Here is a 23,227-nt window from a genome sequence, read left to right on the forward strand (position 1 = left end):
GCATTTTCGGCCGTCCACCTGGCGTTGTACCGGGTGAAGACCCGATGCACCCGACAGCGGAGGAAGGCGAGGAGATTGGTCCAGGCGCTCTACACCGCCGAGGCGGTGGCCCGCGGCGAAGGCCGGGACGGCGAGGTCACCTCGTCCGACGGGATCATCGACGAGACGCTGACCACACCCAAGGAGCTCGGCGGTCCCGGCGGGGAACACACGAATCCGGAACAGCTCTTCGCGGCCGGCTACGCGGCCTGCTTCCACAGCGCGCTGAAGATGGCCGCGCGCCGGCTCGGCGTCGACCCCGGTGCGTCCGAAGTCACCGCGCGGGTCGGCATAGGCAAGAACGAGCAGGGGAAGTTCGAACTGAGCGTCGAACTCGACACCAAGCTCAGCGGCATGGAGCAGGGCAAGGCGAACGAACTGGTGACCCAGGCGCACCAGCTCTGCCCGTACTCCAGCGCCACCCGCGGCAACATCGCGGTCACGGTCACCGCCACCACCACGGATTGAGAGGACGGCACACCATGGCACACGCGCCGATCAAGAGTCCGCTCAGCGAGAGCGACAAGGAAGTCACCGGGAACGTGCTCCAGGCGACCCTGGTCGACCTCGTGGACCTGTCGCTGATCGCCAAGCAAGCCCACTGGAACGTGGTCGGGAAGAACTTCCGCAGCGTGCACCTGCAGCTCGACGAGCTGGTGGACACCGCGCGGACCTACACCGACTCGGTCGCCGAGCGGGCCAACGCCATCGGCATCTCGCCGAACGGCAAGGCCAAGACGGTGGTCGCCAGCTCGAGCCTGCCGGACTACCCGGACAACTGGCAGTCCGACGAGAAGACCGTCGCCGCCATCGTCGACATCCTCACCGAGCTGATCCAGCGGCTGCGCAAGCGCATCGACGAGACCGACAAGAGCGACCTGGTCACCCAGGACCTGCTGATCGAGATCACCAACAAGCTCGAAGAGGCCCACTGGATGTGGCAGGCCCAAGCCGCTTGACCCCGTCCCAGCCCGCCAGACGAATGCTATGAGTGGGGCATTACTAGCAATGAATGCAAGTAATGCCCCACTCATAGCGTTCAAGCCAGGCCGAGGGCTAGCGTTCAGGCGAGGTCGAGGGCGCGTTGTGCGAAGTGCACTTCGATGGCGGTCTGCTTGACCGTTTCGGCGATCACCAGTGAGCCGTGGCCCGCGTCGTAGCGGTAGAACTCGTACGGTGCCGAGCGCGCGGCCAGCTTGTCCAGGTAGTTCTCGATCTGCCGGATCGGGCAGCGCGGGTCGTTGTCCCCGGCCAGCACCAGCACCGGCGCGGTGACCGCGTCCACGTAGGTGATCGGCGAGCACTCGCGGTAGACCGCGGGCACGTCCTCCGGCGAGCCGCCGAACAGCGCCCGGTCGAACGAGCGCAGCTGCTCCATCTCGTCCTCGTAGGCGGCGACGTAGTCCGCCACCGGCACCCCGGCGATCCCCGCCGCCCAGCGCTCCGGCTGCGTGCCCAGTGCCAGCAGCGTCAGGTAGCCGCCCCAGGAGGCGCCGTTGACCACGCACTTCGCCGGGTCCGCGAGTCCACTCCCGACAGCCCAGTCGTGCACCGCGGCCACGTCCTCCAGCTCGGTCAGCCCGGGACGGCCCTCGATCGCGTCCCGCCAGGCCGAGCCGTAGCCGGTGGACCCGCGGTAGTTCACCTCGACCACCGCGAAACCGGCGTCCAGCCAGGTCGCCCGGTAGGCGGAGAACCGGTCCTCGTCGGCCGCGTGCGGACCACCGTGCAGGGCGAACACCGTCGGCAGCGGACCGTCCGGCGCGCCGACCGGCCGCGAGTACAGCGCGTGGATCCGGCCGCCGACGCCCTCGACGAAGGCGTCGACCACCGGCGCCGACTCCGGCGCGGGCTCGCCCGGCGGGGTCAGCAGCACGCGCTCGTCGCCGTCGGCCGTGCGCGCGCGGATCATCGGTGGCTTCGCCGCGTTCGACCACGAGTACTCGACCGTGCCGTCCGGGCGCACGCCCGCGCCGCCGATGCGCCCCGGCGGGGTGTCCAATGAGGACAATTCGGCGGTCGACAGGTCGTACCGGTACAGCGAGCTGCGGCCCTGGTGGAAGTGCACCACGAGCAGCGCGTCGGCCTGCGGGTACCAGCCGGCGCTGACCTCGCCGGGCAGGTCCAGCTCGAGCTCGGTCTCGGTGTCCGCGGCGGTGTCCCAGACCAGCAGTTCCTCGCGGCCGCGGCGCTCGTGCAGCAGCAACAGGCGCTGGTCGCCGGACACCGGCGAGAATTCCAGCGGGGTCAGGCCCTTGCCCTCGCCGTCCCACTTGTCGGCGACGGTGGCGAAGTCCTCGGTGCGCAGCACGCGGACGGCCGGGTGGCGCGAATCACCGTGCTCGGAGTGCGCGATGGCGACCAGCGTCTCGTCGCGGGACAGCCCGGCGATACCGGCGTCGTCCTCGTGGCGGTAGAAGGTCTTGGTCTCGGTGCCGGTGCGCGCGAACAGTTCGCTGCCGTCGTCGGTGGACACGCCGACCACCACGACGCGGTGGCCGATGTCGAGCCCCGCGGAGTAGCCGTCGTGCACGTCCGGGATCGCGGGCTCCACGGTGCCCTCGCCCTCGAACGGCTGGCGCACCCACGAGCCGAACTCGTCACCGTCGGTGTCGTTGAACCACCAGATCCACCGGCCGTCCGGGGAGGGCACGGCGTGCATGGTGCCGTTCGGCCGATCGGTGACCTTGCGGTGGGCGCCGGTGGCGCGGTTCCAGGCGTAGACCTCCCACACGCCGCTGGCGTTGGAGACGTAGATGCTGGCTTCCGGCGCGTCGACGGCCCAGTCGGGCGCCGACATCCGGGACGCGCCGAAGCGGGCTCGCCACCGCGCTTCGGCGGCCTCGTCGTCGAAGAGGCGGTCAGGGACCTGGGCGGGTGGGTACGGGGTGCTCACGGCTCGATCCTGCCAGCTTGGGCCATCGGGGTGGGGACCCCGGGCTCGGAGAATCTTTTGCTCGAACGTGTCGTGGTCTGGCCGTACTGTGTGCGGAGTGCAGGAGGCATTCGCGCCGGGACGGCCCCCGTTCGAGCTCTCGGAGGTGTCCGCGCGCGTCGGCGCCGAGCGGACGGCGTTCGCCCTGCGCTGGATGCGGCCGGGGATGCGCGTGCTCGACCTCGGCTGCGGCACCGGGGTGACCACGCACGGCCTGGCCTCGGCGGCCGACGAGCTGCAGGTGGTCGGGGTGGACCACGTGCCCGGTCCGGTGGGTGAGACGGCGGGCTACGCGGTCGGGTCGTCCACTGTGGACTTCGTCGCCGGTTCGGAGTACGCGCTGCCGCTGCCCGACGGGAGCTTCGACCTCGCGTTCGCGCACGGCCTGTTCGAAATGGTCTCGCGGAGCGACGTGGTGCTGTCCGAGCTGTGGCGGGTGCTGCGGCCCGGCGGTGTGCTCGCTCTGTCCACACCGGACTGGAGTCGGGCGAAGCTGCGGCCGAAGACGGCGAACGTGGTGGCCGCGCTGCGGGGTCACTACCTGCTCCGCCGCCGCGACGGCGGGGACCCGTTCGCCGGGCGCCACATCGCGGACAAGGTGGCGAGGGCGGGTTTCGGCGGGGTGCGGGAGCACGTGCGGTACCGCGCGGACCTGACCTACCGCGAGCTGTCGCGCGAGGTGGAGAACGGGCTGATCGCCGGTCTGGACTCGGCGGGCGCCGACCACCCGCAACTGGCCAGCGCCGCGCGCAGCGCCTGGGTGTGGTCACGCGCCGGAGACGGCCAATTCAGCCAATGCTGGGTAGACATAATCGCCAACCGATAACCCCACCCACACGCCCCCGGCACCGGTTCGCGGGTTCGCCTCCCAGAAACTCCCGCAACAAGCGCCGCGCCCCCGACCACCCAGGGCCGACAGCCCTCGCCCGCAACCGACAGCCAGAAAACGGCACTCAAGATCAAATGTGCCCCCGCCGTGCCGGGGGAACGGCACCTCAAGATCAGATGTACCCCGGCCGCACCCGGGGATCCAGAGGGCTCGCCCCCAGAAGACTCCCTCAACAAGCGCCTTGGCCCCGAACACTCAGGCCAACGGGCCGCCCGCAACCGACAACCCAGAAACGGCACTCAAAGATCAACTGCACCTCGCCGCGCCCGGGGGAACGGCACTCGAAGATCAGATGTACCCCCGGCCGCGCCCAGGGGAACGGCACCTCAAGATCAGATGTACCCCGTCCGCATTCGGGGGTCCAGGGGGCGGAGCCTCCCTGGCGGGGGCCCGGGGGTCCGACCCCCGGACAAGCACCGCACGAAAAGGCCCCTGTTCGCGATTTCCGCGAACAGGGGCCTCCCCATTTTTCGTGCGTCGGGGTGGCGGGATTTGAACCCACGACCTCCTCGACCCGAACGAGGCACGCTACCAAGCTGCGCCACACCCCGGGGTACTGCTTAACGGGTCGTGGAGAAGTCTAGCGGACGTCGGTGCGGGCTTTGCGGCGGGTGGCCTTGTGGACTCCGCCGGGCCGATCGTCCCTGGCGACCAGGGTCAGCAGGCTGGCCTCCGGGGGGCAGGCGAAGCGCACCGGCGCGTACGGCGAAGTGCCCAGACCAGCGGAAACGTGCAGCCACATGTTCGCGCCCCAGCGGGAGAGGCCGCGGGCGCGGCTGCGGTCGAGGGCGCAGTTGGTCACCAGCGCGCCGTACCCGGGGATGCGGAGCTGGCCGCCGTGGGTGTGCCCGGCGAGCACGAGGTCGTAGCCGTCGGCGGCGAACGGGTCGAGGACGCGCGGCTCCGGCGAGTGCGTGACCCCGATGCGCAGCGCGGCGGCGCGGTCGGCCTCGCCGGAGATGTCGGCGTAGCGGTCGCGGTGCAGGTGCGGGTCGTCGACCCCGGCCGCGAACACCTGCTGTCCGGCGACCTCCACCGTGCGCCGGACGTGGGTCAGGTCCAGCCAGCCGTGTTCGATCAGCGCGGCCCGCAGGTCGCGCCACGGCAGGTGCAGCCCGTGGATCAGTTTCTTGCGGCCCTTCGGCATCAGGTAGCGCGCCGGGTTCTTCGGTTTCGGGCCGTAGTAGTCGTTGCTGCCGAAGACGAAGACGCCGGGTACTTCGAGCAAGGGGTTGAGCGCGCGCAGCACCGACGGCACGGCCTGCCGGTGCGCGAGGTTGTCGCCGGTGTTGACCACGAGGTCCGGCTTGAGTTCGCTGAGCGCGGCCACCCACTGCTGCTTGGACCGCTGGCCGGGCAGCATGTGCAGATCCGAGATGTGCAGCACCTTGATCGGCCGCGATCCCGGTGCCAGCACGGGGATTTCCTCGGTGCGCAGGGTCCAGTGCCTGCGCTCGATCCCGGCGGCGTAACCGATCCCGGCCGCGCCCAAGGCGATCGTGCCCAGTGCGTAGTTGCGGATCCGCCTGCCCCGCCGTCCGGTTTTCCCAGTACTACCCTGCGTGCTCACGTCATCCACAATACGGTGTTACCGACCTGCCCGGGTGAGGATGTCGTCTCAACGGCCTACCGGATCAGCGGCGCCCGGCGCGCTCGAAGCGCGGATCGGACGGGGGCAGCTGCGGGGCGTCCTGTCCTTCCAGGATCTTCGACATCGCCCCGAACCACGTGCGCGCCGGGGTTTTGCCACCGAACATGTTCCCGGTGCCACAGGTGTAGACGTTCCCGACACCACCGTCGCAAATACCGCCCTTGCCGCCTTCTGGCCGGAACACCATCGCCGCGCCCGCCAGCTGCGGGGTGGCGCCGACGAAGGTCGCCGAACCGTTGCCCTGCGTGGTGCCGGTCTTGCCGATCATCGGCCGGTTCCAGCCGACGCCCGCGGCGGCGGCGGCCGAAGTGCCCGGCGGGATCTCGTCCTTGCTCATGCCGACCGCCAGCGAGTTCGCCAGCGGCTCCTCGATCGCCTGCTCGCAGGCCTGCTCCTTGATCGGCACCGGCTTGCCGTCGCGGTCGAGCACCTGGGCGATCGGCGTCGGCGGGCACCAGACCCCGCCGCTCATGATCGTCGCGGCGACGTTCGCCAGCTCCAGGCCGGAGGTCGGGCTCGGGCCGAGGGTGAACGAACCCTGGCCGGGGGAGCGCTCGCTCGGGCCGAAGAACACGCTCTGGCTGACGTTCTCGCCCGATTCCTGCGAGTCCGGCTTCACCTGGCCACCACCGAGGTTGCTGGCCATCGTGTCGCGCAGGCCGAGCCGGCTGGCCATCTCCACCACCGGGCCCATCCCGGTCTGTTCCTCGAGGATGACGAACCCGGTGTTCGGCGAGGTCGCCAGCGCGTTCTGCAGCGTCATCGACCCGCCGTAACCGTCACTGGCGTTGGCCAGGCAGTAGGCGCGGGTGCCGCGGGCCACCGTCGGGCACTGCGGACCGCCACCGGTGAACACCTTCGAGGTGTAGAACTCCGGGGTCTGGATGGTGCTGTGAATTCCCGCGACGCCCTTCTCCAGCGCCGCCGCGGCGGTGAAGATCTTGTAGCTCGAACCCGCGCCACCGGTGTTGTAGATGCCCGAGGGCAGGGCGTACGTGGTTTGCCCGCTGTCCGCGTCCGTCCCGTAGTCGCGGTTGGCCGCCAGTGCCACCACCTCGTGCCGGTCCTTGCCGGGTTTGATCAAGGAAAGCGTGTTCGCCACGTTCTTCTGGTTCTTCTTCACCTGCGCTTCCGCGGACACCTTGGCCTCGTGGTTGGCCCGCTGGTCCATGGTGGTGCGAATGGTGTACCCGCCGGTGTACAGGTCGTCCTTCGACATTCCGCTCTTGAGCAGGTAATCCTCGACGTACTGGCAGAAGAAACCGTTTTCCGGGCCGGCACCGGTGCAGTTCGCGGCCGGCTTGCTCGGGGCGCCCTCGACCACGCCGAGCGGTTCCTTCTTCAGCTTCTCCGCGTCCGCGCGGTCGAGCTTGAAGTTGTCCACCATGCGGTCGAGCACCAGGTTGCGGCGCTCGGTGGCGCGCTCCGGGTTCTTCCACGGGTCGAACATGATCGGGTTGTTCACCAGTCCGGCCAGCAGTGCCGATTCCTTGGCGTCGAGCTCCTTCGGCGTTTTGTTGAAGTACGCCTTCGCCGCGCCGCCGATGCCGTAGATCTGCCGCGAGAACTCGACCACGTTCAGGTAGCCGGCCAGGATCTGGTCCTTGCTCATCTTCGTTTCGAGCTGGATGGCGATCCGGGCTTCCTTGAGCTTTCGCGCAATGGAAGCTTCCTGGGCTTTTTCCTGACCGACCTTGTTGTCCCGGTAGACCACGTTGATCAGGTAGTTCTTCACATACTGCTGGGTGAGGGTGGAAGCACCCTGGGTGTCCCCGTCGCTGGCGTTGGAGATCGCCGCGCGCATGGTGCCCTTCCAGTCCACCCCGCGGTGCTCGAAGAACCGGCGGTCCTCCACGGAGATGAGCGCGTACTTCATCGCGTCGGAGATCTCGTTCGCCGCGGTCGGGATCCGGTACTGCGAATACAGCGTCGCGATCGGCTTGCCGTCCTTGTCGGTCACCGTGCTGACCAGCGGCGGAGGGTCGGTGGCGAGGTCCGACGACATGCTGTCGACGGTCTCGCTCGCCTGGTTGGAGACCACTCCGGCGGCACCGGCCACCGGGAACAGCACACCGGCTACGAGCACCCCCGCGAGCAGGCAGAGGCCGAGCAATTTGAACAGTCCGTCCGCTTTCCGCACGCGCCCAGCCTACGCGTGCCGCGTGTGGCTCGAGTGACCTCGTCGGGCGTGTGCAGAGGTAACGAAAGACCACCGGCAACTTGGCGGGGGAACCGATGGCCAATACAGTCCGTCACAACTCACGGAAGAAGCCAACGGATGGGTGAGTCCGGCGTGACCCGGACTGGTCGGTTCGGCGGTACCGGTGGCCAAGGGAGGGCCACCGGCAGTCGACGTGAGCACAGGGAGAGACCGGCTCGCGGGGTACTCAGGGTGGCTGTGCCGCACCCCGGGGAGGCCCGCCTGCGGGATCGAACAGGTAGGGAGCTTGGGGGCATGGAAAACAACAACAAGGTCGATTGGCGAGTCCACGCGTCCTGCCGGGACACCGATCCGGACGAACTGTTCGTCCGGGGTGCCGAGCAGAACCGGGCGAAACTCGTCTGCATGGGGTGCCCGGTGCGCACCGAATGCCTGGCCGAGGCGCTGGACAGCCGGATCAGCTTCGGGGTCTGGGGCGGGATGACCGAACGGGAACGCCGCGCGCTGCTGCGCCGCCGCCCGGACGTGGGGTCCTGGCAGGAACTGCTGATGACGGCCAAGCGCGAATTCGCCGGGATCGACGCCGAAGACGCCGAAGACGCCGAAGACGCCGTCCGGGTCGGTTAGCGCGTCAGCCGCCGGCCAGCCGGTCCCCGATGTCACGCAGTCCGTCGAGGTCGTGCACGTCACTCGGCAGTGCGGGCACGCTCGCCACGGGGACCCCCGGATGGGCCTTGGTGAACCGGGCCAGCAGCCGCCGCTCGCGGTCGGCCAGCGCCACCCGGTCGGCGTGCAGCCGGAGCACGGCCACCGCCAGCGGCGAGGTCTTGTCCGAGCGTTCGAGCGAGTCGGCCGCGGCCAGTGCCTTCGGCGCGGTCAGCTCGGCGAGCACCGGGTGGGTACGGTTCGCCACCAGCCCGGCCAGCGGCATGGACTCCTCGGACAGCCGGTCCACGAAATAACTGGCCTCGCGCAGGGCGTCCGGCTCCGGCGCGGCCACCACCAGGAACGCGGTGCCCTGCGAGCGCAGCAGTTCCGCGGTTTTGCGCGCCCGCTCGCGGAAGCCGCCGAACATGGTGTCGAAGGCCTGCATGAAGGCCGAGGCGTCGGTCAGCAGCTGCCCGCCGATGATCGTCGAGACGGCCTTGGCGAACATGCTGAACCCGGCGCCGACCACCTTGCGCAGGCCCCAGCTGCCCGCCTTCGCCGGACCGGTCAGCAGCCGGATCATCCGGCCGTCGAGCGCGGTGGACAGCCGGGTCGGCGCGTCCAGGAAGTCCAGCGCGGACCGGCTCGGCGGGGTGTCGACGATGATCAGGTCCCAGTCGCCGGTGGCGGCGAGCTGGCCCAGCTTCTCCATCGCCATGTACTCCTGCGTACCGGAGAACGAGGTGGAAATGGTCTGGTAGAAGGGATTGGCCAGCAACTGCTCGGCGCGTTCCGGGCCGGCGTGCACGCGCACCATGTCGTCGAAGGTGCGGCGCATGTCGAGCATCATCGCCCACAGCTCGCCCTTGGGCTCGAAGCCTTCGACGCTGACCTGCTTCGGGTGGTTGCCCAGCTCGCGCAGGCCGAGCGCCTGGGCGAGGCGGCGGGCCGGGTCGATGGTGAGCACCACGGTCTGCCTGCCGCGCTCGGCCGCGCGCAGGGCCAGCGCGGCCGCGGTGGTGGTCTTGCCGACGCCACCGGAACCGCAGCAGACGATCACGCGGGTGTTCTCGTCGTCGATCAGCGCGTCGGTGTCGAGCACTTCGGCCATCAGCGCACCCCCTGCTCGAGCAGTGCCTCGGCGAGGTCGTAGAGCGCGGCCACGTCCACGCCGTCGTTCAGGTCCGGCAGTTCGATGGTGGGCAGGTCCGCTTCGGACAGTTGCTCGCGGGCGCGCTGCTCGGCGGCCACGCGGATGGCGTGCTCCACGGTCTCCTCGACGAGGGCTTCCAGCGTGTCCTCGTCCAGCGCCAGCCCGGCCGAGGTCAGGCCGTCGCGCACGCGGGAGGCGTCCACCCGGCCGTCGGCGGCGGCGGTGATCGAGCGGGCGGGCAGCCTCGGCGGGCGGACCCGGTTGACCAGCACCGCGCCCGGGCGCAGATCGGCGCCGTCGAGTTCGGCGACCGCCTCGACCGTCTCGCGCACGGGCATCTCTTCGAGCAGGGTGACCAGGTGGACGGCGGTTTCGCCGGAGTGCAGCAGCCGGACCACGCCCTCGGCCTGGCCGCGGATCGGGCCGGTCTTGGCGAGGTCGGTCAGCGCCTTGGTCACGTCCAGGAACTTGACCACGCGGCCGGTGGGCGGCGAGTCCACGATCACCGCGTCGTAGGAGTAGCGGCCGTCGGACTCGGTTCGCCGCACGCATTCTTTGATCTTGCCGGTGAGCAGCACGTCGCGCAGACCGGGCGCGAGGGTGGTGGCGAACTCGATCGCGCCCATGCGCCGCAGCGTCCGCCCGGCGAAGCCCAGGTTGTAGAACATCTCGAAGTACTCGAGCAGCGCGGCCTCGGCGTCGATGTGCAGGGCGCGGACCTCGCCGCCGCCCGGCGCGGAGGCGATCCGCTGCTCGGCGTAGGGCAGCGGCTCGGTGTCGAAGAGCTGCGCGACCCCCTGCCTGCCCTCGACCTCGACCAGCAGCACCCGGCGCCCGCCGTGGGCGAGCGCCAGCGCCAGCGCGGCGGCGAGCGTGGTCTTGCCCGTACCGCCCTTGCCGGTGACGAAGTGGAGCCGGGCTCTGGCGAGTTCGTCGGTCCAGCCGGCCGGGGGAGTGGTCACGTCGCCAGCCTAAATGAGCTCCTACCCGGTGAGCAGCAGAACGCCGACCGCGGCGAGCACCGCCACAGCCGCCACCCAGCTCGCGATCGGGGGAAGGACGGTGAGAACCAGCAGGGTGAGCACGGCCAGCGCGGTCAGCGACACCACGCCGGAGATCACCACCGACGCGGAGGACTGTGTCCGATCACGCACCTTCGCCATGATCATCGGCACCGCCACCAGCCCGGCCAGCACCAGCAACGTGGCCGCGACGATCCGCCAGGTCTCCACTCGGCCAACCTACTGCGCCGGGTTCGTCCCCGGCGGGCTGGACGGGGTCGTTACGCTCGCGGCCATGAGCGCCAAATGGGAGTACGCGACCGTTCCGCTGCTGATCCACGCGACCAAGCAGATCCTCGACCAGTGGGGCGAGGACGGCTGGGAACTGGTCACCGTGCTGCCGAACCCGACCGGTGAGCAGCACGTCGCGTACCTGAAGCGGCAGAAGGGCTGACCATGAGCTGGAGTGCCAGGCTGGCCGAACTGGGCATCGGCCTGCCCGGGGTGGCCGCACCGCTCGCCGCCTACGTGCCCGCGGTGCGCAGCGGCTCCCACGTCTACACCTCGGGGCAGCTCCCGTTCGTCCAGGGCGAACTCGCCGCCACCGGCAAGGTGGGCGCCGAGGTCAGCCCCGAAGAGGCCAAGGCGCACGCGCGCACCTGCGTGCTGAACGCGCTCGCCGCCGTGCACGCGCTGACCGGCGTCGACTCGATCACCCGGGTGGTCAAGGTCGTCGGGTTCGTCGCCTCCGCCGAAGGCTTCACCGGGCAGCCCGCCGTGATCAACGGCGCTTCGGAGCTGCTCGGCGAGATCTTCGGCGAGGCCGGTGTGCACGCCAGGTCCGCCGTCGGCGTGGCCGAGCTCCCGCTGGGGGCACCCGTGGAGATCGAAATCATCGTGGAGGTTTCGTGATGGACCCCGACATCGAGCAGGCGACGCACGAGCTGCTCCTGCGGCTCGCCGGACGGCTGCCCGACAAGACGCTCTGGCGCTTCCGCGACTGGCTCGCCGAGGGTGCCATGGCCACCCTCGCGCGGACCATTCCAAGATCTTTGCTCAAGCACAGCGTCGACCTCGATCAGCCCGAGTACCGCCTGCTTGTCGCTGGATTGATTCCGCACGGCGCCGATTGGCACCAGGTCAGTTCGACCCTTGGGGTAGACGACGGCAACGAGAACCGGTACACATTCACGAAGAGTGCCCCCGAACGGGTGAACTCCGTCGACTCTGTGTCCGTGGTCGTGCACGCAACGTTGCGTGGTCGCCCAGACGTGGGTGAGGTGCGGGCGAGCTGGCGGCATAACGGCACTCCGGGTGATCGTGAACCCAAGAGGGTCCTCTTGGTGAGCGCGGTGTCCGGAATGCCGAGGCTGACCGGTGAGCTGCAGCGGGTATTGCGTGTGCTGGGGGACGAGGAACCCAGCATCGAAGTGCTTCCGCCGCGGTTCGAACTCCCCGAGTACCACCGAGCCGCGCTGGCGAACTCGGAACTCGTCTGCGTGGGCGCCGTGGACGCCGGGCATCGACTCGTCGCCGCGTAACGGCTCGCTACCTCCAGCGAGCTTGGAGGGAGAGATCGCGATGGTGGAGGCCCACGACGGGCTCGGTGTGCCGCTCCGGCTGCACAACCTGCTGCTCGCCATGGCCGGCCGCCTCGACGACAGTGCGCTGTCCGAGGCACGGGAACTGGTCGCGCGTTCGCGCCTCGACGAGGCGGCCGAGCTGACCGCCGGCGCGTTGATCGCGGGCAAGATCCCGGTCCGCTCCGTCGAGCAGCGCGAACTCGCGCTGATCCTGGAGATGAGCCGCTCGGACGCCACACTGGTCGACGAGGTGCTCATCGACGAGAACGAGCCTGACATCACGCACCGGTTCACCGGGGAGAACGAGCCGGAGCGCGGCATCGCCGACGCGCTGGACCGGGCTCTCCAGGTGCTGCCGGACCTGCGTTCGGTGCACGCGGTCTGGCGGAACACGCCGGCCGGGAGCGTGCCCGGTCCGCTGCCGCAGCGGGTGGTGCTGGTGGAGATCGGCCCCGAGGGGCACCCACCGGCCGTCGCCTTCCGGGTGGACACCGCGCTCCGCCGGGTCGGCATCCGGTCCGTGGTCGAGGTGACCGGCCCCGGCGCCGACCGCACCGGCTACTACAAGCACGCGATGACCTCGGCGAACCGCGCCTGGCACGCCGGGACCGCGCCCTCGGGCAGCCAGGCGCCGCCTGCGGTCTCCGCCGCGCCCGCCAAGGCGTCCGCGCACAGCCCGGTCCCGGTGGCCTCCGCCGAGTCGAAGCCCCGGCACGAGCTGGTCGACGACCGGCTCCCCGAACCGCCGGTCGAGCCGCAGCGCACCGAAGTGGTCCAGCGCCCCGAACCGGCGCCGGAACCCGCTCCGGTGGGAAAAGCTGAGCCTCCTGCGATCACCGCCGCACGGCAGGAGGCACTCAGCCATCAGGCCGAGTTCGGCAGCGGCGTGGAGAGCACGACGGACATGAGCTCGGCCGAGGTCGCCCAGTTGCGGCGCGCGCTGGCCGAGGACCACGAGACCGGCCGCGCGATCGCTTCGGCGAAGCTGCCCGGTGGTGACGTCGTCGAGCTGCCCGAACTGGACCTCAACGACCCAAAACTCAGCGACCGGGACCGCAAGCTCCTCCGGGAGCTGCACGCGGAGCTGGCCCAGCGGGAGCGGGCGGAAGCGGCACGCCTGCGCCTCAACGGGGCGGGCAGGGGCGGGGAGGGCAACCGGCGCTGGGTGGACGGTTTCTCCGGCGCCTGAGGCGGTTCGGGCGGCCACGGTGACGTATGTTGCGGGACGTGGCCGAACTACCTGACGAGGTCGTCGTCGACCTGACCAAGATGCCGCTGACGTCGTCTTCCGATCTGCCGACGCCGGAGGGGCCACCGGCCACTCCCAAGGACGCCGCGACGGTCGTGCTGCTCCGCGAGGGCGGGGCGGGCGTCGAGGTGTTCCTGCAGCGGCGCGTGGCCGCGATGGCCTTCGCCGGCGGCATGACGGTGTTCCCCGGCGGCGGGGTGGACAAACGGGACGCGGACGCGTCGATCAGCTGGGCCGGTCCGGACGCGGCCTGGTGGGCGTCGAAGTTCTCGTGTTCCGAGTCGCTCGCCCGCGCCCTCGTGTGCGCCGCCGTGCGGGAGACCTTCGAAGAGTCCGGTGTGCTGCTGGCCGGTACGGAGTCCACTGTGGTCGCGGACACCGCCGAGTTCGCGGGCGTGCGGGACCGGCTGATCTCGCGGGAGCAGTCGCTGGCCGGGTTCCTGGCCGAGGCCGGGCTGACCCTGCGGGCGGACCTCCTGCGCCCGTGGGCGAACTGGGTCACGCCGCCGCAGGAGAAGCGGCGCTACGACACGCGGTTCTTCGTCGCAGCGTTGCCCGAGGGCCAGCGGGCGGACGGCGCCACCACCGAAGCCGACGCCTCCGGCTGGCAGGCGGCCGCGGACGCATTGGGCGACGCCGAAGCCGGCCGCAGCACGCTGATGCCGCCGACCTGGTTCACGCTGACCGAGATCGGTGAGTTCACCAGTGTGCGGGAGGCGTTGACGGCGGAGCGCTCGATCAAGAAGATCACGCCGACCCTGGTCCGTGAAGGCGACCGGGCCCGGATCGTGCTGGAGCCGTCGTGACCCCTCCCGCCTACGGTGTGCTGCGCCAGGTCTCGCCGACCGCGTCGGTGGTGCTGGAGAACAACCCGTCGTCGATGACGTTGGAAGGCACGAACAGCTGGGTGCTGCGGGCGCCGGGGGCGTCCTCGTGCGTGATCGTCGACCCGGGGTATGACGATCGGGCGCACCTCGCCCAGCTGGCCGCGTGCGCGCCGGTCTCGTTGATCCTGCTGACGCACCACCACCCCGATCACGCCGACGGCGCGCCCTGGCTGGCTTCGCAGGTCTCCGCACCGGTGCGGGCTTTCGAGCCTTCGCTGTGCGCGGGCGGTGAGGCACTGCGGCCGGACGAGGTGATTTCGGTGGCGGGGCTGGAAATCGGCGTCCTGCACACGCCGGGCCACACCGCCGATTCGGTGTCGCTCCGGGTGGGCGGCGAGGTGCTGACCGGCGACACGATCCTGGGCCGAGGCACCACGGTGCTCGACGACCTGGGCGCGTACCTGGGCTCGCTGCGCCTGCTGGCCGAGCTGCCGCCGGGCACCCCGGGCCTGCCGGGCCACGGCCCGGAACTGCCGGACCTGGCCGCCACCGCGCGCGAGTACCTGGCACACCGGGAACAACGGCTGGACCAGGTACGGGCGGCCCTGCGCTCACTGGGCCCCGACGCCACGCCGAGGCAGGTCGTCGAACTGGTCTACGCGGACGTGGACCGGGCGCTGTGGCTGCCCGCCGAACACAGCGTCCGAGCCCAGCTCGACTACCTGCGCACGCTGTAGCTGTGCCGCACAGCCAGCGTCCCGAGTTCGTGCCCGCCGTTAGTTCGATCACGTTGGCCGAACTCTCTGGTGTGCGCGCCGCAGCGCGATCGCGTGAGCGGGCGATCCGGCTGGCGAGGTTGCAGCGCGTCGAGGCCCCTGATCAGCGCGGTTGCATGGGCATGACGTAGTACCGCAGTGAGGTGGCTTCCGTGGTCAGGACGGTGGCGCGCAGGCCCGGCTGGATGGCGAGGACGACCTCCCCGCCGGTGAACGGGCGCAGCGCGTCGAGCAGGTAGCGCGCCTGGTACGACGGGGCGAGGCGGTTGCCGTCCACTGTGGACTTGACCTCCTCTTCGGCTTCCCCGGCGCGCGGGTCGGTACCCGCGACGCGCACCACGCCGTCCTGCACGTCGAGGGTGACGACGCCTCGTGGACCCGCGTAGAGGCTGGTGCGGCGGACGGCGGCGGCCAGCGCGTCGGCGGCGATGGTGAGCCGTGTTTCCACGGCACCGATGGAAATGCTGTCCTCCGTGAGGAAACCGCCGTCCAGCACCGCGGTGGTCACCGTGCTGCGCCCCCAGCTCAGGCCGAAGCGGTTGGCGTCGGCGTGCACCGAGACGCTGCCGCTGACCTGCTTGCCGACCTCCGCGAGCAGGGCCGCGGGCACCAGCGCGTCCACCTCGCCACCGGACCACGGCACCTCGGCGGCCGCCATCCGGAACCGGTCCGAAGCCAGCAGCGACAGCTCGCCGGGCCCGGACCGGACCCGGACGCCGGTGAACATGGGCAACGCGTCGTCCCGAGCCGCCGTCGGGGCGACGGCGGCCAGCGCAGGGGACAGCAGCCCGCCATCGAGCGAACCGGCCACCGGCAGCTCGCCACCGTCCAGGTACAACGACCGGTCCAGCAACGGCAACGCGAACCGGCCGCGTGCCGTGCGGATGGCGAGCCGCGAGCCCTCCACGACGAGCCGGACCTCCGGCTCGTCCAGCACCTTCAATGTCTCGGCGAGCGGCCGGGCGGGCACCAGCACCTCGCCGTCGGTGTGCGTCAGCGCGGTGCAGGCCAGCCGCACGGCTCGCTCGTGGTCGTTCCCGGCCAGCACCAGCCCGTGTGCGTCGGCATGTAGGAGCAGGCCGGGCCCGCCGGACGGCAGCAGGCGGACGGCTTCGGCGAAGGCGGCGGCCAGTGCCGAGGTGGGCGCGGTGAGGTCCATGCCGCGGAGGTTAGGCGGCGGTACCGACAAGTTCGGCGGGCGCGGTCGTGGTGGCCGGGCGGATGGTGCGCCGCAGGCTCCACACCACGGCGGCCAGCACGACCGCGGCCACCCCGGCGGCGAGGAACGAAGCGGGCGGCCCGCTGGCCTCGACCAGGTAGCCGCTGACCGACTGCCCGAACGCCAGGCCCAGCGTCACCGAGGTGATCACCCAGCCGAACGCCTCGGCGGCCGTGCCCTCCGGGGCGACCAGTTCGATCGCCGCCGAGTGCGCGGTGGACTGCGGGGTGATCAGCGCACCCGCGCCGAGCATGGCCAGCGCCAGGCCCCAGAGCGAACCGGGCAGCGCGAGCAGTGCCACCATCACGCCGAACGCGGCGAGCAGCACCGGCAACCGCAGGCCCATCGACCGCGGCCACGGGCGCAGGCTGTACGCCACGCCGAAGACGACCGAGCTGACCGACCAGGCCGACAGCAGCAGCCCGCCGACCGTGGCGTGCCCGGCGTTCGTCGCCGCCGCCGGGACGGCGACCTCGACGAAGCCGATCACCACGCCGAAGCCCAGCGCGGCCACCGCGAGCGTGCGCATCCCGGGGCTGGCCAGGGCGCCGAGCAGCGGGCGCCGCCGCGACGGTGCCGAGCCCCAGGCCCGGACGACCGGGCTCAGCGCGAACAGGGTCGAACCGGCGATCATCACCGAAGCACCGATCACCAGGCCGGTGCCCGGCCACGGCGCGGCCACCAGTGCGCCCGCGAAACCCGGGCCCAGGATGAAGAAGACCTCCATGCTGATCGCCTCGTAGGAGAACGCGGCGCTCCTGGCCGGACCGGCGGGCAGCAGGCGTCCCCACAGCGCCCGCGAGGCCGAGCCGACCATCGGTTCGGTGATCCCGATCCCGCCGGCGAGCAGCACCAGCAGCGCGGTCGGCGCACCGGCTTCGATGAAGGTGATCAAGGTCGCGACGGCGACCGCGAACAACGTGGTGCTGATCAGCAGCGGCCGGGTCGGGCCGAAGCGGTCGATCAGCCGTCCCTGCACCACCGAACCGGCGGCCACGCCGACCAGCGAACCGGCCGAGACCAGCCCGGCGGCGGCGAACGAGCCCGTCTCCCGCTGCACGTAGAGCAGTGCGGCGATGCCGATCATCGCGATCGGCAGCCGGGCGAGCACGGACGCGACCGCCGGGCCGCGGGAGCCCGGCGCGGTCAGCGCGGCGCGGTAGTCGGCCAGCGTGGTGCGGCCACCGGAGACAGAGTGGGACATGCGTACCAGTATGCGACGACTGGTACGTCTGTACCACTTATTTTCCGGCGACCTTCGTCACCAATTCGTGACCACAAATCCGCTGCGGACATGGGATGAGACGGGAATGAATCCGGCGCCGACCGCGTTCAACAGGCAAGAGGACAGGGCAGGACCGTCCGCGTTGGGCCAAACGGGTCTCGGTTGGATAACGAAGCGCGTTTTTTGGGTTGAACGGCGCAACAAACTACGGCGCTTGGCGTCCTTGAGGGTGAACGGCCTTGAAGTGAGGGGTGGGGGCCGTGTCATGGTGGATGAATCGTCAGAACTGCATATGACTTCTCAGCTCCCTCCGGCACACGGGTCGGGGCCTGCCACCGGAGGGCGGGGAGCGCGGATCGTCGGGGGATGGTCCGCGCACGGCATGAGGGGCCGGTGCGCCACGTCGGGGGTGGCGCCCGGCCCCTCATGTTGTGTCAGAACAGGGGGCTGAGCCGCGGACCTATCGGGCCCGCCTGGCCAGTCGCTCCGGGTCCAGGATCAGCACACTCTTGCCTTCGAGCCGCAGCCAGCCGCGGTGCGCGAAGTCGGCGAGCGCCTTGTTGACGGTCTCGCGCGAGGCGCCGACGTACTGGGCGATCTCCTCCTGCGTCAGGTCGTGGGTGACCCGCAGCAGGCCGGCTTCCTGACTGCCGAAGCGCTGGGCCAGCTGCAGCAGCGCCCGCGCGACGCGGCCGGGCACGTCGGTGAAGATCAGCTCGGCGACCATGTTGTTCGTCCGCCGCAGCCGCCGGGCGACCACGCGCAGCAGCTGCTCGGCGATCTCGGGCCGGGTGGAGATCCACTGCCGCAGCGCCGGGCGGTCCATCATCACCGCGCGCACCTCGGTCACCGTGGTGGCGCTGGACGTGCGCGGCCCCGGGTCGAAGATCGACAGTTCGCCGAACATGTCGGACGGGCCCATGATCTGGAGCAGGTTCTCCCGCCCGTCCGCGGACTTGCGGCCGAGCTTCACCTTCCCGGACTGGATGATGTAGAGCTTGTCGCCGGGCTCGCCCTCGCTGAAGATCACGTGGCCGCGGGGGAACTCGACGCTCTCCAAGGTCTGCGCCAGCGCTTCAGCCGCGGCAGGTTCCACCCCCTGGAAGATGCCCGCGCGGGCCAGGGTTTCGTCCACCTCGTGCCTCCTCATCGGTGGCGACACCGCGGTTCCAGGGCGGATGAGCGTGTCGCCGATCACTTGCGTGCAGTGTAGGGCGTGCCAGCGAGATCGCCTCATGGCTCGCCGGAGCCGGGGCGATCGGTGTTCACCCGCACACCCCTCATCGCGCGGACGAGAGGAGCAAAAGACGATCTCGGTGGCGGCAGAGCTTAACTCCGCACCCGGCGGGGCCGCAGCTTGGCCGCCCGTCCGCCGAGCCGGCGCAGCCGGAACAGCTCGAGCGCCCGCCCGATGCCGTGTCCGTGCAGTGCCCTGATCTCGTTGGGCTGGGCCTGCTCCAGGAACTGTTCGACCTCTTCCTCCTGCACGGCCACGTGCCGGAGGCGGCTCTCCACGCGCTCCATGATCAGGGCGAAGAACATGATCACGAGCGGTACCGCGATAACGAACCAGACGGTCATAGCTTTCAGATCCTCGCTTGCGGCTCGGTCCTTTTCGCGCCTGAACTGATGGCGCCCGTAGGCTATCGGGGTGCCGCCCGAAGCCCGTAAAGCCCCCCGTAAGGGTGGCGCCCCCGCCCGTTCCGTCGATGGCGAAAGCCGCCTGGCATTGGTGAGACGCGCCCGGCGGATGAAACGTTGCCTCGATCAGGCGTATCCCGACGCGCACTGCGAGTTGGACTTCACCACCCCGCTGGAGCTGCTGGTCGCGGTGGTCCTGTCCGCGCAGACCACCGACGTTCGGGTGAATCAGGTCACCCCCGCGTTGTTCGCGCGCTACCGCACGGCCGCCGACTACGCCGGCGCCGACCGCACTGAGCTGGAGGAATACCTGCGGCCCACCGGTTTCTTCCGGGCCAAGGCGAACTCGGTGATGGGCCTCGGGGCCGCGCTCGTGGAACGGTTCGACGGCGAGGTGCCGGGCAACCAGGCCGATTTGGTCACCCTTCCCGGTGTCGGCCGGAAAACGGCGAACGTGGTGCTCGGTGACGCGTTCGGTGTGCCGGGAATCACGGTCGACACCCATTTCGGGCGGCTGGTGCGCCGCTGGGGCTGGACCGACCTCGAAGATCCGGTGAAGGTCGAGCACGCGATCGGCGAGCTGATCCCGCGCAAGGAGTGGACGATGCTGTCCCACCGGACGATCTTCCACGGCAGGCGCGTCTGCCACGCCCGCAAACCGGCCTGCGGGGCCTGCCCGCTGGCTCGCGACTGCCCCTCCTACGGCACCGGCCCGATCGAGTTCGAAGAGGCCGCGAAGCTGGTCAAGGGGGAGGAGCGCGAACACCTGCTGGCGATGGTGACCGGGTCTTGACCACGGCGACCAAGTGGGCCGTCGCGGCCGGGGTGCTGCTGCTCGCGGTGATCGTCGCCGTGCTGCCGAACCGGGACGGGACCGCGCCGGCCGAAGACCTCGGCCCGGCGCGCGCGAAGGCGGCGCTGGCCGCGTGCACGGCCGGTACCCCCGGTCAGGCCCTCGCCGGGGTGGCGGCGGACTGCCTGGGTGACGGCCGTCAGGTCGACCTGGCGGCCGCGGTCGGCTCCGGTCCGACGCTGGTCAACATCTGGGCGACCTGGTGCCAGCCCTGCCGCACCGAGCTGCCGGTGCTCGCCGCCTACGCGGCCGAGCCCGGGGCCGCGCGCGTGCTCACCGTGCAGGTCGCCAGCTCGCCGTCGGACGGCCTGGAACTGCTCGCCGAGCTGGGCGTCCGCCTGCCCGCCGTGTACGACGGGGACGGGCAGTCCGGGCCGGTACGCAGTGCGCTGAAGGTCCCGCCGGCACTGCCCGCGTCCTATGTGGTCACCCCGGGCGGGGAGGTCCGGTTCATCGACAACCCGCGCCTGCTCGCCGAAGTGGCCCAGGTGCGCGAAGCCGTCGCGAGGTATGCCGCATGACTGAGAACGGACCACTGGTCGACGCGGAGAGCGTGCCGGAGTGGCTGCGCGGGCTGGTGGCCGCGAGCGGGAAGGTGGACGCGTCGGCGTTCACCAAGTTCCACCCGCCGCGGGGCACGAAGACGCGCCCGGCCGCGGTGCTCGTGCTGTTCGGCGAGGGCCCGCGCGGGCCGGACGTGCTGCTGCTGCGCCGCGCCGACACGCTCGGTTCGCACGCCGGTCAGGTCGCCTTCCCCGGTGGTGGCGCCGACGAGGGCGACGGCGGACCTGTCGGCACGGCCTTGCGCGAGGCCGAGGAGGAGACCGGCGTGCTGCCGTCCGGGGTGCGCCCGGTGGCCGTGCTGCCCGACCTCTGGGTGCCGGTCTCCGGCTTCTCGGTCACGCCCGTGCTGGCGCACTGGGTGAACCCTTCGCCGGTCCACGCCGTAGATCCGGGGGAGACCGCGGCGGTCGCGCGGGTCGCGATCGAGGACCTGCTCGACCCGGCCAACCGGTACCAGGTGCGCCGCACGGGATACGACTGGGTGGGGCCGGTGTTCGACGTCGACGGGCTGTTCGTGTGGGGCTTCACGGCCGGTCTGCTGGCCGCCGTGCTCGACCTCGGCGGCTGGTCACGCGAATGGGACAAAACTGACGTACGGGATCTCGATCAAGCGCTGGCCGCGCACGCGGCGCGGGCTCGGGCGGTGTACAACGGTGGCTCCGTGGAGAGGGAGCGATCGTGAACTGGGTTGACGTGCTCGTGGTGCTGCTGGCGGTGCTGGCGGCGGTTTCCGGGGCGCGCCAGGGGGTGCTCGTCGCGCTGCCCGCCTTCCTCGGGGTGCTGATCGGGGCCGTCGTGGGTATCCGGCTGGCGCCGCTCATCGTGGACCTCTTCGACAACCCCGCGCTGCGCGTGGCGATGGTCGTCGGGGTGGTGGTCTTCCTGGTGGCGCTGGGCGAGACGCTCGGCGTGTGGGCTGGCCGCAAGCTGCGGAACAAGATCAGCTCGCCGAAGCTGTCCGGAGTGGACAACACGCTCGGCGCGATCGTGCAGGGCCTGGTGGTCTTCGTCGTCGCCTGGCTGATCGCGGTTCCGCTGACCAGCGTGGCCGGCCTGCCGGGGCTGGCCAAGGCGATCAACAACTCGACCGTGCTCGGCGGGGTCGACCAGGTGATGCCGGATTCGGCGCAGGGCCTGCCGAACGAATTGCGCAAGCTGCTCGACGCGTCGGGCTTCCCGTCCATCGTGGCGCCCTTCCAGCAGGCACCGAAGGCGGACGTCGCGCCGCCCGACGAGAACCTCCAGGCGAGCGCGGTGGTGCGCCAGTTGCGCGGCAGCGTGCTGAAGGTCCGCGGCAACGCGCCCGCCTGCTCCCGCGCGCTGGAGGGCAGTGGTTTCGTCATCGCGCCGCAGCGCGTGATGACGAACGCGCACGTGGTCGCCGGGACCGACGAGACCGCGGTCGAGACGCCGGAAGGCAGGCTCCCGGCCCGCGTCGTCCACTTCGACCCGGCGACCGACGTCGCCATCCTCGCCGTGCCGCGGCTGGAGGCCGAGCCGCTGGAGTTCGCCGCCCGGCCCGCGCAGGCCGGGGACGACGCGATCGCGCTGGGCTACCCGCTCGACGGCCCGTACACCGCGACCTCGGCCCGCGTGCGGCAGCAGATCACCCTGCGGGGGCCGGACATCTACGACACGAACACCGTGCAGCGGGACGTGTTCACCGTGCGCGCCGGGATCCGCAGCGGGAACTCGGGCGGGCCGCTGGTGAACCCGCAGGGTGAGGTGGTCGGTGTGGTGTTCGGCGCGGCGGTGGAGGACCCGGACACCGGGTTCACGCTGACCGCCGCGGAGGTGGCGCCCGAGGTGGCGGGTGCGTCCGGCTACGGCGCCGCGGTCAGCACCGGCCCGTGCGCGGCCTAGCGACTAAGCCTTGGCGAGGAACTGCGCCAGGATCTCGGTGGTGCGCTTCGGGGCTTCCAGGTGCGGGTAGTGGCCCACGCCGGCGAGTGAGGTGAACACCGAATCCTCGCCGCGCCAGCGTGCCGACGCTTCGGCCGTGCGCGGCAGCACGCACCGGTCCTCCTGGCCGTGCACCTGGAGCACCGGCACCGGGCTCGGCTTGTCCGCGGCTTCGGTGAACCGCCTGCCCTCACCGCGGAACTGCGCGCGGAAGGCCCACCGGTAGTACTCGAGCGAACTGTGCGCCACCCCTGGCACCTGCATCGCCTGCCGGAACTTCGCGGCGGCTTCGGTGAACTCGGCCGTCTCCGTCCACTGGGGACCGGACCACCCGCGCATCAGGCGTTCCACCTCGGCCGCGTCGTCCCGGACCAGCTTGCGTTCCGGGGCCATCGGCACCTGGAAGCCGAAGAGGTGGCCGAGCGCGCGAGCCTGGTTGCCGCCCCGGCCGCGCCAGGCCGTCCTGGCCACCGAACCACGCAGGGCCAGCGGGTGCGCGGCACCGAGCGCGCCGACGGACGCGGCGATCCGCGGGTGCAGCGTGGCCGCGGTCCAGGCGAGCATGCCGCCCCAGGCGTGCCCGACCAGGTGCGCGCGGCGTTCCCCGAGCGCCTTGACCAGCCCGGCGACGTCACCGGCGAGGGTCCACGCGTCATACCCGCGTGGTGGCTTGTCGGAATCCCCGTAGCCGCGCAGATCCGCGGCGACCACCCGGAACCCGGCCTCGGCCAGCCCGGTCAGCTGCCGGTGCCAGGTCCACCAGAACTCGCCGAACCCGTGCAGCAGCAGCACGAGCGGCCCGGTGCCCAGTTCGGCGACGTGCAGCCGGATGCCGTTGGCCGAGACGTCGCGATGGGTCCATGGCCCGTCGATCCGGACGATCGAGGGATCGGGACCTGCGCGCACGGCTG

The 23,227-nt window shown here is 71.0% G+C and carries 25 protein-coding genes and 1 tRNA gene; 14 read left to right on the forward strand and 12 right to left on the reverse strand.

What is annotated here, in order from left to right:
* Positions 1-75: 75 nt before the first annotated feature.
* Both L3Q67_RS13050 and L3Q67_RS13055 read left to right on the forward strand, forming a co-directional pair.
* On the forward strand, positions 76-507 hold the full coding sequence (locus tag L3Q67_RS13050; RefSeq protein WP_499189752.1) for an organic hydroperoxide resistance protein: 432 nt from the start codon (positions 76-78) through the stop codon (positions 505-507).
* A gap of 14 nt (positions 508-521) precedes the next feature.
* Complete coding sequence (locus L3Q67_RS13055; RefSeq protein ID WP_499189753.1) at positions 522-998, forward strand: Dps family protein; 477 nt, start codon at positions 522-524, stop codon at positions 996-998.
* 104 nt (positions 999-1,102) lie between these two features.
* On the opposite strand, the gene L3Q67_RS13060 is transcribed toward L3Q67_RS13055, so the two are convergent.
* Positions 1,103-2,935: an alpha/beta hydrolase gene (locus L3Q67_RS13060; RefSeq protein ID WP_499189754.1), complete on the reverse strand. Its 1,833-nt coding sequence runs from the start codon at positions 2,933-2,935 to the stop codon at positions 1,103-1,105.
* 97 nt (positions 2,936-3,032) lie between these two features.
* On the opposite strand from L3Q67_RS13060, the gene L3Q67_RS13065 reads away from it, so the two are divergent.
* On the forward strand, positions 3,033-3,800 hold the full coding sequence (locus tag L3Q67_RS13065; protein ID WP_499189755.1) for a class I SAM-dependent methyltransferase: 768 nt from the start codon (positions 3,033-3,035) through the stop codon (positions 3,798-3,800).
* 540 nt (positions 3,801-4,340) lie between these two features.
* Here the strand turns inward: L3Q67_RS13065 and L3Q67_RS13070 are convergent.
* From L3Q67_RS13070 to L3Q67_RS13080, 3 genes are all read right to left on the reverse strand, one after another.
* Positions 4,341-4,414, reverse strand: a tRNA-Pro gene (locus L3Q67_RS13070).
* Between the two features lie 29 nt (positions 4,415-4,443).
* Complete coding sequence (locus tag L3Q67_RS13075) at positions 4,444-5,370, reverse strand: metallophosphoesterase (protein ID WP_499191518.1); 927 nt, start codon at positions 5,368-5,370, stop codon at positions 4,444-4,446.
* 127 nt (positions 5,371-5,497) lie between these two features.
* Positions 5,498-7,654, reverse strand: coding sequence for a transglycosylase domain-containing protein (locus L3Q67_RS13080; protein ID WP_499189756.1), 2,157 nt, complete (start codon positions 7,652-7,654; stop codon positions 5,498-5,500).
* Positions 7,655-7,969: 315 nt separating this feature from the next.
* On the opposite strand from L3Q67_RS13080, the gene L3Q67_RS13085 reads away from it, so the two are divergent.
* Positions 7,970-8,302: a WhiB family transcriptional regulator gene (locus L3Q67_RS13085; protein ID WP_499189757.1), complete on the forward strand. Its 333-nt coding sequence runs from the start codon at positions 7,970-7,972 to the stop codon at positions 8,300-8,302.
* A gap of 4 nt (positions 8,303-8,306) precedes the next feature.
* Here the strand turns inward: L3Q67_RS13085 and bagB are convergent, their stop codons facing one another.
* The 3 genes from bagB to L3Q67_RS13100 are packed head-to-tail and all read right to left on the reverse strand — an operon-like array spanning position 8,307 to position 10,708.
* On the reverse strand, positions 8,307-9,434 hold the full coding sequence (gene bagB, locus L3Q67_RS13090) for an ArsA family ATPase (RefSeq protein ID WP_499189758.1): 1,128 nt from the start codon (positions 9,432-9,434) through the stop codon (positions 8,307-8,309).
* The gene (bagA, locus tag L3Q67_RS13095; RefSeq protein ID WP_499189759.1) at positions 9,434-10,438 is read right to left on the reverse strand and encodes a P-loop NTPase family protein; all 1,005 of its coding nucleotides are present in this window, start codon (positions 10,436-10,438) and stop codon (positions 9,434-9,436) included. Before bagA ends, bagB begins: the two co-directional genes overlap by 1 nt.
* Before the next feature lie 21 nt (positions 10,439-10,459).
* Positions 10,460-10,708 carry a hypothetical protein gene (locus L3Q67_RS13100; protein WP_499189760.1) on the reverse strand — a complete coding sequence of 83 codons (249 nt, stop codon included), beginning with the start codon at positions 10,706-10,708 and terminating at the stop codon, positions 10,460-10,462.
* A gap of 64 nt (positions 10,709-10,772) precedes the next feature.
* Here L3Q67_RS13100 and sp36 point away from each other — a divergent pair, with 64 nt between their 5' ends.
* The 6 genes from sp36 to L3Q67_RS13130 all read left to right on the forward strand — a co-directional run bounded on the left by sp36 (position 10,773) and on the right by L3Q67_RS13130 (position 14,873).
* The gene (sp36, locus tag L3Q67_RS13105) at positions 10,773-10,931 is read left to right on the forward strand and encodes a Sp36 family protein (protein WP_113697922.1); all 159 of its coding nucleotides are present in this window, start codon (positions 10,773-10,775) and stop codon (positions 10,929-10,931) included.
* A 2-nt stretch (positions 10,932-10,933) separates the two neighbouring features.
* A complete protein-coding gene (locus tag L3Q67_RS13110; protein WP_499189761.1) occupies positions 10,934-11,389 on the forward strand; it encodes a RidA family protein in 456 nt (151 codons plus the stop codon).
* Positions 11,389-12,018: a hypothetical protein gene (locus L3Q67_RS13115; RefSeq protein ID WP_395905405.1), complete on the forward strand. Its 630-nt coding sequence runs from the start codon at positions 11,389-11,391 to the stop codon at positions 12,016-12,018. The genes L3Q67_RS13110 and L3Q67_RS13115 overlap by 1 nt, the downstream gene beginning before the upstream one ends.
* 40 nt (positions 12,019-12,058) lie before the next feature.
* On the forward strand, positions 12,059-13,249 hold the full coding sequence (locus tag L3Q67_RS13120; RefSeq protein WP_499189762.1) for a hypothetical protein: 1,191 nt from the start codon (positions 12,059-12,061) through the stop codon (positions 13,247-13,249).
* 80 nt (positions 13,250-13,329) lie between these two features.
* Positions 13,330-14,115, forward strand: coding sequence for an NUDIX hydrolase (locus tag L3Q67_RS13125; protein WP_499191519.1), 786 nt, complete (start codon positions 13,330-13,332; stop codon positions 14,113-14,115).
* The gene (locus L3Q67_RS13130; RefSeq protein ID WP_499189763.1) at positions 14,112-14,873 is read left to right on the forward strand and encodes an MBL fold metallo-hydrolase; all 762 of its coding nucleotides are present in this window, start codon (positions 14,112-14,114) and stop codon (positions 14,871-14,873) included. Before L3Q67_RS13125 ends, L3Q67_RS13130 begins: the two co-directional genes overlap by 4 nt.
* A 142-nt stretch (positions 14,874-15,015) precedes the next feature.
* Here L3Q67_RS13130 and L3Q67_RS13135 read toward each other — a convergent pair whose 3' ends face one another.
* The 4 genes from L3Q67_RS13135 to L3Q67_RS13150 form a co-directional block, all read right to left on the reverse strand.
* Entirely contained in the window at positions 15,016-16,071 is a 1,056-nt protein-coding gene (locus L3Q67_RS13135) for a DNA polymerase III subunit beta (RefSeq protein WP_499189764.1), read from the reverse strand.
* 10 nt (positions 16,072-16,081) lie between these two features.
* Entirely contained in the window at positions 16,082-17,335 is a 1,254-nt protein-coding gene (locus L3Q67_RS13140) for an MFS transporter (RefSeq protein WP_499189765.1), read from the reverse strand.
* Positions 17,336-17,816: 481 nt separating this feature from the next.
* Positions 17,817-18,491 carry a Crp/Fnr family transcriptional regulator gene (locus L3Q67_RS13145; protein WP_113694953.1) on the reverse strand — a complete coding sequence of 225 codons (675 nt, stop codon included), beginning with the start codon at positions 18,489-18,491 and terminating at the stop codon, positions 17,817-17,819.
* A 194-nt stretch (positions 18,492-18,685) separates the two neighbouring features.
* Positions 18,686-18,937: a hypothetical protein gene (locus tag L3Q67_RS13150; protein WP_113694952.1), complete on the reverse strand. Its 252-nt coding sequence runs from the start codon at positions 18,935-18,937 to the stop codon at positions 18,686-18,688.
* A 169-nt stretch (positions 18,938-19,106) separates the two neighbouring features.
* Between L3Q67_RS13150 and nth the strand changes: the two genes are divergently transcribed.
* From nth to L3Q67_RS13170, 4 genes are read left to right on the forward strand one after another with little or no spacing between them, the layout of a single operon-like run.
* A complete protein-coding gene (nth, locus tag L3Q67_RS13155) occupies positions 19,107-19,790 on the forward strand; it encodes an endonuclease III domain-containing protein (protein WP_499189766.1) in 684 nt (227 codons plus the stop codon).
* Positions 19,787-20,371 (forward strand): TlpA family protein disulfide reductase, encoded by a 585-nt coding sequence (locus tag L3Q67_RS13160; RefSeq protein WP_499189767.1) that lies wholly within the window; start codon positions 19,787-19,789, stop codon positions 20,369-20,371. Before nth ends, L3Q67_RS13160 begins: the two co-directional genes overlap by 4 nt.
* Positions 20,368-21,096, forward strand: coding sequence for an NUDIX hydrolase (locus tag L3Q67_RS13165; protein WP_395905391.1), 729 nt, complete (start codon positions 20,368-20,370; stop codon positions 21,094-21,096). The genes L3Q67_RS13160 and L3Q67_RS13165 overlap by 4 nt, the downstream gene beginning before the upstream one ends.
* On the forward strand, positions 21,093-22,277 hold the full coding sequence (locus tag L3Q67_RS13170; RefSeq protein ID WP_499189768.1) for a MarP family serine protease: 1,185 nt from the start codon (positions 21,093-21,095) through the stop codon (positions 22,275-22,277). Before L3Q67_RS13165 ends, L3Q67_RS13170 begins: the two co-directional genes overlap by 4 nt.
* Before the next feature lie 3 nt (positions 22,278-22,280).
* Here the strand turns inward: L3Q67_RS13170 and L3Q67_RS13175 are convergent, their stop codons facing one another.
* The gene (locus L3Q67_RS13175; RefSeq protein ID WP_499189769.1) at positions 22,281-23,222 is read right to left on the reverse strand and encodes an alpha/beta fold hydrolase; all 942 of its coding nucleotides are present in this window, start codon (positions 23,220-23,222) and stop codon (positions 22,281-22,283) included.
* Positions 23,223-23,227 lie beyond the last annotated feature (5 nt).

The sequence above is a fragment of the Saccharothrix sp. AJ9571 genome (genome assembly GCF_021725495.1).
Classification (GTDB): Bacteria; Actinomycetota; Actinomycetes; order Mycobacteriales; family Pseudonocardiaceae; genus Amycolatopsis; species Amycolatopsis magusensis.